The sequence below is a fragment of the Archangium violaceum genome (assembly GCF_016859125.1).
Taxonomy (GTDB): Bacteria; Myxococcota; Myxococcia; order Myxococcales; family Myxococcaceae; genus Archangium; species Archangium violaceum_A.
The window spans coordinates 11,197,057-11,210,121 of sequence record NZ_CP069338.1; the positions used below are offsets into that span (position 1 = coordinate 11,197,057).

The following is a 13,065-nucleotide window of genomic DNA, read 5'->3' on the forward strand; positions in this document are numbered from 1 at the left end:
GTCCTATACTGGGGTGCATGAAGATCACCCCGCTCGACATCCGGCAGAAGCGCTTCGAGACGGCCCTGCGCGGCTTCTCGAAGCGCGAGGTGGAAGCCTTCCTGGAGCTCATCGCCGGTGAGTTCGAGGAGGTGGTGAAGGAGAACATCTCCCTGAAGGAGGAGCTCAAGCGCACCCAGCTCAAGCTGGAGCAGCACCTGGAGCGCGAGCGCACCCTGCAGGAGACGATGGTCACCGCCCAGCGCATCAGCGAGGACATGAAGGCCGCCGCCAAGAAGGAAGCGGAGATCATCCTCGCGGACGCCGAGCACCAGGCGGAGAAGATCGTCCACGGCGCGCACCAGCGGCTGGTGCAGGTCGTCGAGGACATCAACGAGCTCAAGCGCCAACGCGCCCAGTTCGAGTCCCAGGTGAAGTCCGTGGTGGAGGCGCACCAGAAGCTGCTGGAGACGTTCAGCGGGCGCACCTTCGCCGACAAGGACTACGCGCGCGTCGAGGACAACGTGGCCTACCTCACGCAGAAGAAGGCCCAGAACGCCGAGTAGCCCGTGGCCGCCTCCTGGCTCAAGGAAGTGCCCGGCGCGGTGGAGCTGGCCGTGCTGGTGCAACCCCGGGCCTCGCGCACCCGCGTGGTGGGCGAGCACGATGGGATGCTGAAGCTCCAGCTCGCCGCCCCACCCGTGGACGGTGAGGCCAACGCGGCCCTGCTCGAGTTCCTGGCGAAGCAGCTCGGTGTGCCGAGGCGGCAGGTGACGCTGGTGGCGGGTGACGCCTCGCGTCGAAAACGGGTCCGTGTCGAGGGACTTGGCGCCGCGGCGGTCGAGGCTGTTATGTCTCTGGGCACGTGAGGCCCCCATGCGCCACCTGCTCCTGCTCCTGACGCTGTTGCTGGCACCCATCGCGGAGGCGCAGGACGTCGTTGGCGGCCCCCGTCCGGAAGCCGGCCATGCCAATGGGGGCGCGGAGCCCGCCATGGTGCCCACGCCCCGGCCGTCGGTGGTGGTGGGAGAGGTCTCCACGCCGCGCTTCCGCATCCTCTACACCGCGAGGGCAGAGGGCTCCGCGCGCCAGCTGGCCGACAACATCGAGTCCATCCGCGATGCCTTCGTGGGCGTGCTGGGGCGGGACTGGCCCGGCGTGACGGAGCTGCGCGTGGGCGTGGGTCGCGAGGAGTTCGAGGCGCTGGCGCTGCCCGGGGGCGCGCCTCCGGGCTGGGCGGTGGCGCTGGCCTACCCCACGCACCGGATCGTCCTGCTCAACGCGCTGACGCTGGCGGGCCCCGAGGGCATGGTGACGTTGCGTCACGAGCTGGCGCACGTGGCGCTGGGACAGCTCGGCAGCCACTGGCCGCGCTGGTTCCAGGAGGGCCTGGCGCAGAACCTCACGGGAGAGAACTACTCCATGACGCACTACGCGGCGCTCTTCCGCGCGGTGACGCAGGAGAAGGTGTTCCGCTTCGAGCACCTGCACGATGCCTGGCCGGATCTCCCCTCGGACGTGGAGATCGCCTACGCGCAGAGCGCGGCCTTCGTGGCGTGGCTGTCGGCGCGGCACGGTCCGGAGGGCATGGGGCGGCTGGTGGACGAGGTGGCCACGGGTCAGCCCTTCGAGCAGGCCTTCGGCAAGGCCTTCCGCTCGTCGCTGTGGGTGGAGGAGCTGGCGTGGCGTGACGGCCTGGCCGCGCGCTATGGCTGGCTGCCGCTGACGACGAGCTCCTCGCTGGTGTGGCTGGGCGCCACCGGGCTCGTGGTCGCCGCGTACCTGCGGCGGCGCAAGCAGAAGGAAGCGCGGTTCGCCGAGATGGAAGCGCAGGAGGCCCTCGAGGAGGAGGCGATGCGCGCGTCGCTCGAGGCGGAGCTCGCCCAGCAACGCATGCGGGTGCCACCCCCGTTGCCACAGCCCTCCGAGGCGGCCGAGCTCTCCGAGCCCACGGACCGCGGCGAGCCCATGGAGCCGGTGGCCGCCGAGTGGCACGAGCCGCGTTCTCCGCACGCTCCGGAATTCGAGGACGAAGAGCAAACGCTGCCACGTCCGCCCAAGCCGACGGTGCATTGAAACGAGGGTCGCGCCCTACCCGCAGGTGGGAAAAGACCTGCCCACTCAGGCGAATGTGTCACCCACTCCGCGAGGGGTTCATCGAGCCGCTCGAAAAATCTACAGCCCTTCTGAGAACTCCGTTTCCGGGAGCCGGGCCAAACGGCTGAATTCACTGTCCGCCCCATCCGCGTGAGCGTTGGCAAGCCGCTTGCTCAAGACGGCGCCACGAGAGCGGAGGAGAGCGGCGATGACGGAACGTGCGCGACGAGGAGCAGGAGTAGCGAGGGTGTTCGCGGGGCAGCCCGAGCGTCTCGCCGCGGCATGGCGCCGGGTGCGCTTCGCCGAGGCCCGCAAGGACGGGGCGCCTCCGTGCAACCAGTTGGACACCGTGGTGGAGCCCTTCGTCCGGGAGATAGGCCGGAACCTGGAAGGCAGGGAGGGCAGCCCGTGGAGCCGGACGCGCGCGGTGCTGCGTCTGGCGCCGAGGCGGGGGGTGCGCGCGCTGCACGATGAATTCGCCGCGCTGCGCCGCTGCCTGGTGGATGCGGTGGAGACGCTCGGTGGAGGGGACGCGGAGCGGGCGGTGGTGAACCTGGCGGTGGACGAGGCCGTGGACTCGGCGGTGGCGATGATGGAGCGCCTGGGCAATCCCCTCGCGCCCCGGCCGCGGGTGCCGTTCGCGGGCCTGGTGGTGCAGTTCTTCGACAAACCCCGGGCCCCGGCGCGCGAGAAGTCCGCCGCGGGGAGCGGGAGGGTCGCGGTGCATTGAGTTGAGGGGGGTGCCGACCCGTCCGGCTTGACGCCTCCCATCTCTGGGAGGTGTCCGAGGGCCGGGCGGTTGAAGGGGGCGCGCTGACGGGCACATGGGGGGCCCGAGGCGCGAAACGGGGGCGCGATCCCGTACGGGGGTGCGGTGAGCGCGCAAGGAGTGGCCGCTTGTGGAGGCCGCGTGTTCGGGGGTTCACGCGAGCCGCCTTGACGGCCGGACGGGTCGGCGTTGTTTTCCGGGCGGGCGCGTACGTCAGTGCGCGTCCGCCCATGTCTTTCCAGCCCCCACTTCCACCTTGAGGGGCACCTTGAGCTGCATCACGGCGTTCATGCACCGCCGCGACAGCTCCTTCACGGCCTCCACCTCGGCCTCGGGCGCCTCGAAGAGCAGTTCGTCGTGCACCTGCAGCAGCATCCGCGTGCGCAGGCCCTGCTTCTCCAGCTCCGCGTCCACCGCCAGCATCGCCTTCTTGATGAGGTCCGCCGCCGTGCCCTGGATGGGCATGTTGATGGCGGCGCGCTCGGCGGCCTGCACCACCTGGCGGTTCTTCGCGTGCAGGTCGCCCATGGGCCGGCGCCGCCCGAAGAGCGTCTCCACGTAGCCCTTCTCCTTCGCCACCCTCACCGTCTCCTCCAGGTAGCGCTTGATGCCGGCGTAGCGGGTGAAGTAGCGCTCGATGATGTCGCGCGCCTCCTCCTCGGGGATGTTGAGGCGCGTGGACAGCCCGTACGAGCTCAGGCCGTAGGCGATGCCGAAGTTGACCGTCTTGGCCACCCGGCGCTGATCCCTCGTCACCTGGTCCTGCGCCACGCCGAAGATCTCCGCCGCGGTGCGGCTGTGGATGTCCTCGTCCCGGGCGAAGGCGTCGATGAGGACCGGATCCTCGGCGATGTGCGCCAGCAGCCGCAGCTCGATCTGGCTGTAGTCCGCGGAGACGAGCTGGTGGCCCTCCTCGGCGATGAAGGCGCGGCGGATCTCCATGCCCAGCTCGGTGCGGATGGGGATGTTCTGCAGGTTGGGATCGGACGAGGACAGCCGGCCGGTGGCGGTGGCCGCCTGGTGGAAGGTGGTGTGGAGGCGTCCGTCCCGGGCCACCAGCTCCGGCAGCGTGTCCAGGTAGGTGCTCTTGAGCTTGGAGAGCGAGCGGTACTCGATGATGGCGCGCGGCAGCGGGTGCACCTCGGCGAGCTTCTCGAGCACCTCCTGGTCCGTGGAGGGGCCCGTCTTGCCGCGCTTGAGCACGGGCAGCTCCAGCTTCTTGTAGAGCACCTCCGCGAGCTGCGGGTTGGAGCCCACGTTGAACTCGGTGCCGGCGAGCTGGTGGATCTCCTTCACCTTCGTCTCGCAGTCGGCGCCCACCTTCTCCGAAATCTCCCGGAGCACCTTCACGTCCACCTTCACGCCGCGCGACTCCATGTGCGCCAGCAGCGGCACCAGCGGCAGCTCCAGCTCTCTCGCGAGCTTCGCCAGGCCCAATGGCTCCAGCTCCTGCCACAGCCCGGGAGCCAGCCGACGCGCCACGTCCGCCCGGGCCGCGTACGCCACGGAGATTTCCTGGGGGGTGAACTCCTTCAGCGGGCGCGCCTTGCGCCCGGTGGTGGTCGGCAGCTCGGGCAGGTCCACCTGGAGCCGCTCGCGGGCGAGGAACTCCAGGCTGTGGTCGCGCCGCGAGGCGTCCAGCAGGTAGCTGAGCAGCTCGACATCGTCCTCCCCTCCCCTGAGCTGGATGCCCTCGCGGTTGAGCAGCAGCCAGAGGGTCTTGAGGTCATGCCCGCCCTTCTTCACCTTCGCGTCCTCGAGCACGCCCTGGAGGGCGTTCTTGAAGTCCGCGGGCCGCACCTGCTCCACGCCGAGCCCCTCGTGGGCCAACGGCACGTAGCGCGTGGTCCCATCCTTCAGGGCCACCCCGAGCCCCACCAGCGACGCGGCGAAGGGCAGGCCCTCGTACGCGGGGATGAGCGTCACCTCTCCGGTCTCGCGCACCGTGGTGGCCAGCGCCTGGAGCGACTCCTTCGTGGTGACGAGCTCCGTCTCCGTCGTCAGCTTCGCGGTCTCCTTCGTGGGCTCCCGGGCCGGCAGCTCGCGCAGGAGCGCGGAGAACTCCAGCTCGGTGAAGAGCTGACGGAGCTGCTCGTCATGCGGGGGCCTGCGCTTCAGGTCCTCGATGGAGACGCCCAGCTCGAGGTCCGTGCGGAACGTCACCAGGTCGCGCGCGCGCAGCAGGCTCTCGCGGTGGGCCCCGATGGCCTCGCGCATCTTCGGCTTCTTCACCTCGGAGAGCCGCTCGAGCAACGCGTCCACGCCGCCGAACTGGTGCAGCAGCTCCACCGCCGTCTTCGGGCCGATGCCCGGCACCTTGGGGACGTTGTCCACCGCGTCGCCGATGAGCGCCAGGTAGTCGCGCATCTGCCCGGGCTCGATGCCCAGCCGCTCCTTCACCTCGTCGGGAGTGGTGTAGCGCTCGTTCTGCGGATCGTAGAGGTGCACGTCCTCGTCCACGATCTGCACGAAGTCCTTGTCGCCGGTGACCACCAGGACGCAGAAGCCCTCGGCCCTGGCGCGCTTGGACAGGGTGCCGATGACGTCATCCGCCTCCCAGCCGGCCACCTCCAGCACGGGCAGGTTGAGCCCCTCCACGACCTTGCGGATGTAGGGGAACTGCTGGGACAGGTCCTCCGGCGTCTCCTTCCGGTTGGCCTTGTAGTTGGGGTCGATCTTCTGGCGCTCGGTGCGGCTCTCCTTGTCGAAGGCGAGCGCGACGTGGGTGGGATTCAGCTCCTTGAGCGCCTTGAGCACCTGCCGGGTGAAGCCCAGGGTCGCGTTGGTGGGCACACCCTGGCGGGTCGTCAGGGGAGGAATCGCGTGATAGGCGCGGAAGATGAAGCTGGAGGCGTCGATCAGGACGAGGCGGGGCGCGCCGCTCGAAGGGCTCGGGACCATAGGTCCCCGGCCTTAACCGAGCCCCCCGCCCCCTGTCCATGCCGTGTACGCCCCGGGAGCGAACCATCAACGCTCCGGGGCGCCCGGAGCTCAGCAGCCGTTCTCCTTCTTCATCGCCGCCACCTTCTCGTCGAGCCCGTCACCCGGGACGGAGAAGTCCAGCACGGCATCCAGATCCTCGCAGGTCTGGGCCTCCTTGAAGGTCTTCAGGCCTCGCGTCGAGCACCGGCCCACCTGCGAGTTGAGGTCCGTGTTGCCCGCGTAGAAGCGGAAGCCCAGCTTCCAGATGCGGCAGGCCCGACGCGCGTCCCCGCGCTCCTGCCAGTACTTGCCCCGGGTGATCGCCTTGGAGGCCATGTCCTGCTGGATGTTGCGCCGGTAGAAGGACGGCCGGGACTCGGCCTGCTCGGCCATCAGCCGCTTGTCCACGTCCAATGCCTCCAGCAGCGGCTCGGCGGCCTTCTCCACGTCCTCGTTCTGCAGGAAGCCCTGGCCGTTCTTGTAGAGCTGATCCACGTTGCCCACGTCCCGGAGCAGCTCGTCCGTCTGGCCGTGGTGCTGGGACAGCTCGTAGTTGGAGCGCAGCTTCTGCAGGGTGGCGTACGCCTCGGTGCCGCGCCCGGCCCAGTAGTCCACCATCGCCGCGACCATGAACTTGTGGGGGAAGCGCTGCTTGAAGGCGTCCTCCACCAGCTTCTTCGGATCCGGCGCCGCCTCGTCCTCGAAGAAGATGTCGGACACCGGGCAGTGCCAGGGCGCGGCGTTGGGATCCAACCGCTTCCGGGCGATGAGGAAGTCCAGGTAGAGCTTGTCCTTGGGCCGCCACTCGGTGCGGCCCAGCCGCCTGCTCCGGTCGAGCACCAGGGTGAAGCCGATGGGCGGCTGCAGTTCCTCCCGGCTCATCTTCTGGCAGGCGAAGTTCATGTAGATCTCACACCGGGGCACCGCGGCGCTCCACTGGTTTCCGCGCAGGTAGCGCTTGCAGTCGTCCAGGGAGCGCTTCGTTACCTTTTCCACCGCCTCCAGCACCTTGGGCTTGGCGCGGCGGAAGTAGGAGCTGTCCTTCGGAATCTTCTTGAAGAAGTCCAGCGCCTCCTCCTCCTTGAGCCGGCCGAGCGACTTCAGGCCCTGCGCGAAGTACTCGGCGGCCTCCTTCTCCAGCTTGATGCGGCGCATGAGGGTGTTGGCCTCGGCGTTGATGGGATCGACGTCCAACGCCTTCGTGCAGGCCGCCTCGGCCCTCGCCCAATCCGGCTCGCTGCCCAGCTCCGTGGAGGAATAGGAGCGGCACTGGCTGAGCGCCTCCTGCACCTGCTCCGCCGGACTCGGGGGAGGAGGACCCTTCTTCACCCGAGCCGCGGCCACGTCGTCGGCGCCCCCACCGCCCGTCGCGCTCTTGATGATGCCCGCCGCCAGCAGCAGGCCGACCACGCTGGCGGCCACCACCAGCAGCCGCTTGCGCGAGGCCGGGATACCCTCCGCCGCGGGAGCCTCCACGTCCCTGGCGGCCTCGGCGCCGGAACCGCGCCGCGAGGGCACCTCGGAGCGCCCACGGCGCACCGGCAGGCTGGACGCCCCACCCGCGCTCTCGACCACCACCTCCACCATGCCGAAGGTGATGACGTCTCCGGGCTGTAGCTCCACCGGGTGCGTGCCCATGGGCTCGCCATTCACCAGCGTGCCGTTGGCGCTGCCCAGATCGCGCAGCACCGCGCCCTCGGGCGTCGCCTCCACCTCGGCGTGCTTGCGGCTCACCGAGTCATCCTCGAGGAGCACCGCGGCGGGGGCCTGACGGCCCACGATGAGCTTGCCCTTCACGGGGAACTTCTGGTTGGCCCAGGGGCCGGTGAGGCCCTTGAGCACCAGGCCCTGCTCACCCTCCTCCCCACCCGCGGAAGCCGTCGGCGCCGGCCGGGGACGCCTCGCCAGCGAGGACGGACCTCCCGCGCCCGGTGCCGGCCGCTTCACGGCGGGCATGGCCCGGGTGGCACGCGGGCTCTGGCTCCCCAGCTGCTCGGGAACCCCGCCCGCGGGCTTCGCCGCCCTGCGCTGTCCGGTGGCGGACCGGGCCGCGGGTGCCTTGAGCCGCAGCCCGTACTCGCCCAGCTGCACCTGGGACCTGGGCGTGAGCACCACCATGCCGGTGATGCGCTCACCGTCCACGAAGGTGCCGTTGGCGCTGCCCACGTCCTCCACCATCACCTTGCCGCCCTCCTCGTAGAAGCGGGAGTGGCGGCGCGACACACCGCCCTCGGCGAGGATCAGATCATTGGTGCCTTCCTGGCGGCCCACCTTCAGCTCACCGGAAAACTCGTGCTCGCTTTCACTGCCGTCGGGGTGACGGACGACCAGGATGGGCATGGGGGCGTCAGTCCTCGCGGAAGATGCTCATGTTGACGGGAATGCCCTTGCGCTGCAGGTCATCGTAGAACTTGGGCACGAAGCCACTCGCCACGAAGCGCCCGCGCACCTTCCCGTCGTCCGTGAAGCCTTCCTGCTTGTAATAGAAGATGTCCTGGAGGGTGACGATGTCCACCTCCATGCCGGCGATCTCGGTGATGTAGCAGATCTTCCGCGTCCCATCCGAGAAGCGCGTCTGCTGAACGATGATGTGAACGGCGCTGGCGATCTGCTCGCGGATGGCCTTCACCGGCAGCTCCATGCCGCTCATCAGCACCATCGTCTCCAGCCGGGCGATGGCGTCGCGCGGCGTGTTGGCGTGCAGCGTGGTGAGCGAGCCGTCGTGGCCCGTGTTCATCGCCTGGAGCATGTCCAGCGTCTCACCGGCGCGGCACTCGCCCACGACGATCCGGTCCGGCCGCATGCGCAGGCAGTTCTTCACCAGGTCGCGGATGGTGATGGCGCCCTTGCCTTCCAGGTTGGGCGGACGGCTCTCCAGCTGCACCCAGTGATCCTGCGGCAGCTGCAGCTCGGCCGCGTCCTCCACGGTGACGATGCGCTCGTCCTCGGGGATGAAGGAGCTGATGATGTTGAGCGTCGTCGTCTTGCCCGAGCCCGTGCCGCCCGAGATGACGATGTTCTTGCGCGCCTTGACGCACATCTCCAGGAACTCGGCCATCTGCGCGGTGACGGTCTTGTACTTGATGAGATCCTGGATCTTCAGCGAGTCCTTCTTGAACTTGCGGATGGTGATGCAGGGGCCCTTGAGCGCCAGCGGCGGGATGATGGCGTTGACGCGGCTGCCGTCCTTGAGGCGCGCGTCCACCAGCGGGCTGGACTCGTCGATGCGCCGGCCGATGGGCGCCACGATCCGCTCGATGACGCCGAGCACCGCCTGGTTCGAGCTGAACGTCTTCTCGGACAGGACGAGCTTGCCCTTGCGCTCGATGTAGATCTGGTTGGCGTGGTTCACCATGATCTCGCTGATCTCATCCGACGCGAGGAACGCCTCGAGGGGCCCCAGGCCCAGCGCCTCGTTGATGACGTCGGTGAGCAGCTCCTCCCGGTCCACCTCGGACGGGAGCTCTCCATCCGCCTCCATCTGGTCGATGATGTCGCGGATGGCCTTCTCGGTGCGCCGCCACAGCTCGTCGTCGCCGAGCCGGTCCATGTCCATGCGGCGCAGATCGAGGTACTCGATCAGGCGGTCGTGGATCTCCTTCTGGAGCCGGGTATAGGCCTCCAGCCGGGGGTCCACGCGCTTCTTGTTCTTCGCCAGGGCCGAGGCCAGCGAGGCCGGCATGCGCGCGTTGGCCGCGGGCTGTGGGGGCGGAGGCTCCTCGTACGGCTCCTCCTCGTAGGCGCCCGCCTGCGCGCCCCCACCCTCGTCGTACCCCTGATCCTCCTCGTAGTACTCCTCCTCGGGAGGCGCCGTGCGCGTCATGGCGCCGGACTCCTCCAGGGGCTCCACGTTGATGATGTAGTCGCCGATGAAGATCTGATCGCTCGGCTTCACCACCTGCGGCCCGGCGATTTTCTTGCCGTTCACGAAGGTGCCGTTCGTGGACTTCATGTCCACGACGATGAACTTGCCGTCCTTGGCGATGATCTTCGAGTGGTACTTGGAGACGTTGCCCTTGGCGAGGACGATGTCGTTCCCAGCGAGGCGGCCGATGGTGATCTCGTTCTGTTCGAACTCGATCTGCTCGGTACCTCCGCCCTTCTCCTCGAGCGTGACGAGAAACATGACGCGGGATGCTACCAAGCACGCACGTCCCCTCAAAGAGGAGGCTCGAAGCAGTGAGGCCGGCGCCCATCCCCCGGGGGGATGAGGCCGGCCTCGAAGAGCAGCCAGGCAACCGCGCGGGGGCGGCGCTCAGTCGAAGATGTTGAAGTTGACCTCGGAGCGGGCCTGCTTGTAGCGGCTCTTCACGTCCTCGATGATCGTCCGGATCTTGTCCGAGTCCGGGTTGACGATGCGGGGCGTCACGAAGATGACCAGCTCGCGCTTGGTGGAGTCGAAGGCGCGGTTCTTGAAGAGCTCGCCGATGATGGGGATGTGGCCCAGGCCCGGCAGCTTGGAGACGGCCTTCTGCTCGTCGTGGCTGAAGACGCCCGACAGGACGATCGTCTCGCCGTGACGCACGGTGACGTTCGTCTTCACCTTGCGGGAACGGAAGCCGGGGATGGCCGCCGAGCCGCCGAAGGACACGGCCACCGAGGAGTCGAGCTCGCTGGCCTCGGCCTCGATCTCCGTCTGGATGTTTCCGTTGCGGTCCGCGGTGGGGCGCAGGTTGAGGATGACGCCGTAGGGCTTGTACTCCACGGAGAACTGGTTCTGGGTGATGAGGGGGATGGGCACCTCGCCACCCGCGAGGAACTCGGCCTTCTCACCGCTGGCGCACACCAGCTTGGGCTGGGCGAGCAGCCGGCCGTAACCATCGTTGGCCTGGAAGCCCACCGAGAAGTCCGCGCCGGCGCTGAACGACAGGCCGCCCTGTCCCGAGCCGAAGGTGCCGGGGAACAGATCCTGCGTGATGGTGGCCGAGGCCGCCGCGGTGCCGGTGATGTCGGTGGGGTATTTGATCCCGTAGCGATCCCTCGAGTTGCGGCGGATCTCCACGAACTGCACCTCGGAGAGGATCATCCGCTTGATGCCGACGACGAGCAGGTTCTCCACCTTCTCGCCCACCGCCTTGACGATGAGCTCGGACTTCTGCAGGTCCTGCTGGCTCTCCACGGAGCCCTCCAGGAAGATGGTGGAGCCCACCACGTTCACCTGCACGTTGCGCAGCCCCGCCTTCTGGAAGGCCGCGGTGAGGTTCTGCGCCACCAGCTTCTTGGCGTTGGGCGCCACCTTCACGAAGCTCTTCACGTTCGGGTAGAGCGACACCACCTGCTCGATGCGCTCCGCGTCCGCCGCGGTGTAGGCCTGACCCTCCAGGTAGATGCGGTCACCCACCGTGCGCACGGTGACGCCTTCGATCTCCCCGAGCAGCTTCTTGAGCTCGGAGGAGACCTCGCCCAGGTCCTGCTTGCGCACCGTGATGAGGTAGCTGACGCGCTGGCCGGAGCTCTTCCAGACCAGGAGCGTCGTCTTGCCCTCGGAGGTGCCACTGATGAGGATCTGGTTGCTGGCAATGGCCTTCACCTCGGCGACGCTGGGATCTCCCAGGGCGATCCGGGTGGTGCCGGGCACGGTGATCACCTTCTGGGTGCCCACGCCGAGGTTGATGATGCTGCTGTCCTGTGCCCGCGCGGTGTCCGCCGCGAACAGGGCCAGCAAGGCGCCGAGCGCGGCCACCTGCGTGAAGCGTCCAAGCATCGTGAGAGTCCCTTCGCGTCTCATCCGAACTACCCCAATCTGTCGTGCTGCCACCACATGGCCCAGAAAGTACCCAGAGCGATCGCCACACCATACGGGATGTGACGCCGGGGCCCGCTCACCGCGCCCTCGTGCATCAGCCGGACCCGTACGGCCCACCGCCTCAACATGTCCCCCAGCGTCTCCCAGACGGCGCCCTGCCACAGCAGGGTCACCACCGCCTGGAGCGCCCCCACCAGGGAGATGAAGGCCGCCGCCGCCATCACCAGGGGAAAACCCAGCACCGCCCCCACGCCCCCCATCAACTTCACGTCTCCCCAACCCATCTTCCCGCGCAGCGCCGCCGGCAGCAGCAACAGCGCCAGCCCCACCCCGGACACGAGGCCACTCACCAGCCCCGTCTCCAGATCGCCCACGCCCTCGGCCCACACGCGCACGCCCAGCGCCACCGCCATCAGCGGGTACGTGACGACGTCCAGGATCTGGCGGCGCAGCACGTCCGTGGCCACCGAGATCACCAGCGCCACTCCCAACAGGGTCCAGAGCGCGATGTGAGAGGGAGTCATCGAAAAACCCGCCCCCCGGAAATCGAGGAAGCGGGTTTTGGGAATAAATCAGGGTGGGCCGCGCTCCGTCAATTGGCGAACAGCCCGCTCCCCTGCCCTTTTCCGAGGCGGCGCCGCTCTCAGGCGTAGGAGAGCCGCACCCGCTCGCTGCAGATGAAGTACTCGTCGCCGTCTTCGATCTTGCGGCGCTTGATGCGCTGCTTGTTGAACCAGGTGCCGTTGGACGAGCCCAGGTCCTCGATGAAGAAGTCGTCGCCCTCCCGGACGATGACGGCGTGCTCGCGAGACACCTTGCCGGAGTTGATCATCAGGTCGCAGTGCTTGCCGCGACCGATCACGAACCGCTCCTTGGTGATGGTCTGGGGCTCGGCGTTGTCCATGGTGAGGATGAGGGCGCTCCCACCGGGCTCGTCCATGGGCTCCTCGTCCATGGGCTCGTCCTCGGGCAGCGGCTCGTCATCTGCCATGGGCTCGTCGTGCGCGGCCATGTCCATGCCGGGGTCGTCGGAATCCTCGGGCAGCGGCTCCTCGTCGAGCTCCTCGCGAGGCTCGCTGCTCTTGCCCTTGATGAGGCGCTCGAGCTCGGCGGCCGTCTCCAGGACACGCTCGGCCACCTCGCGGCGGGCGGGATCATTGTCCAGGGCATTGGCGGGCGGACGCTCCTCGAGACGCGCGGAGGGCCGCTGCGGAGCCGGGGCGGGCAGCGGCGTGTCGTCCCGGAGCGCCGGGGGCGGCGACCTGGCGGGCGCGCCACCACTGACGGGCTGCAGCACGGGCGGGGCGGACCTGGCGGCGGCGGGCGCCGGGGCCGGAGCGGCGGCACGCGAGGCCACCCCCATGCCCGGGGCCTCGGAGCGACCCGGCCGCGCCACCTCGATGAAGCCGTTGAGGCGGGCGAACATGAACAGCGCCTGATTGATGAGCGCGTCACGATCCGAGCCCATCTGCTGGGCCATGTCTTCGTAGGTCTCCCACAGGTGGTCGGCGATGCCTACCTTGCGGGCGGGGCGGGAGTTCTGGTCGATCAT

Annotated in this window: 10 protein-coding genes; 4 read left to right on the forward strand and 6 right to left on the reverse strand. The window is 68.7% G+C overall.

Annotated features, from left to right (window positions below; all coding sequences use genetic code 11):
* Nucleotides 1-17: 17 nt before the first annotated feature.
* The 4 genes from JQX13_RS47350 (at nucleotide 18) to JQX13_RS47365 (ending at nucleotide 2,806) form a co-directional block, all read left to right on the forward strand.
* Entirely contained in the window at nucleotides 18-545 is a 528-nt protein-coding gene (locus tag JQX13_RS47350; RefSeq protein ID WP_203405966.1) for a DivIVA domain-containing protein, read from the forward strand.
* A 3-nt stretch (nucleotides 546-548) separates the two neighbouring features.
* A complete protein-coding gene (locus JQX13_RS47355) occupies nucleotides 549-848 on the forward strand; it encodes a DUF167 domain-containing protein (protein WP_203405967.1) in 300 nt (99 codons plus the stop codon).
* 7 nt (nucleotides 849-855) lie between these two features.
* Nucleotides 856-2,055 (forward strand): peptidase MA family metallohydrolase, encoded by a 1,200-nt coding sequence (locus JQX13_RS47360; RefSeq protein ID WP_203405968.1) that lies wholly within the window; start codon nucleotides 856-858, stop codon nucleotides 2,053-2,055.
* 229 nt (nucleotides 2,056-2,284) lie between these two features.
* Nucleotides 2,285-2,806 (forward strand): hypothetical protein, encoded by a 522-nt coding sequence (locus tag JQX13_RS47365; RefSeq protein ID WP_203405969.1) that lies wholly within the window; start codon nucleotides 2,285-2,287, stop codon nucleotides 2,804-2,806.
* 252 nt (nucleotides 2,807-3,058) lie between these two features.
* Here the strand turns inward: JQX13_RS47365 and polA are convergent, their stop codons facing one another.
* From polA to JQX13_RS47395, 6 genes are all read right to left on the reverse strand, one after another.
* Complete coding sequence (gene polA / locus JQX13_RS47370) at nucleotides 3,059-5,746, reverse strand: DNA polymerase I (RefSeq protein ID WP_203405970.1); 2,688 nt, start codon at nucleotides 5,744-5,746, stop codon at nucleotides 3,059-3,061.
* A gap of 90 nt (nucleotides 5,747-5,836) precedes the next feature.
* The gene (locus JQX13_RS47375) at nucleotides 5,837-8,107 is read right to left on the reverse strand and encodes an FHA domain-containing protein (RefSeq protein WP_203405971.1); all 2,271 of its coding nucleotides are present in this window, start codon (nucleotides 8,105-8,107) and stop codon (nucleotides 5,837-5,839) included.
* Nucleotides 8,108-8,114: 7 nt separating this feature from the next.
* Nucleotides 8,115-9,893, reverse strand: a complete 1,779-nt coding sequence (locus JQX13_RS47380; RefSeq protein ID WP_203405972.1) for an ATPase, T2SS/T4P/T4SS family — start codon at nucleotides 9,891-9,893, stop codon at nucleotides 8,115-8,117.
* A 129-nt stretch (nucleotides 9,894-10,022) separates the two neighbouring features.
* Nucleotides 10,023-11,471, reverse strand: coding sequence for a pilus assembly protein N-terminal domain-containing protein (locus JQX13_RS47385; RefSeq protein WP_203405973.1), 1,449 nt, complete (start codon nucleotides 11,469-11,471; stop codon nucleotides 10,023-10,025).
* Between the two features lie 29 nt (nucleotides 11,472-11,500).
* The gene (locus JQX13_RS47390) at nucleotides 11,501-12,037 is read right to left on the reverse strand and encodes an A24 family peptidase (protein WP_203405974.1); all 537 of its coding nucleotides are present in this window, start codon (nucleotides 12,035-12,037) and stop codon (nucleotides 11,501-11,503) included.
* Nucleotides 12,038-12,156: 119 nt separating this feature from the next.
* Nucleotides 12,157-13,065, reverse strand: a complete 909-nt coding sequence (locus JQX13_RS47395; RefSeq protein WP_203405975.1) for an FHA domain-containing protein — start codon at nucleotides 13,063-13,065, stop codon at nucleotides 12,157-12,159.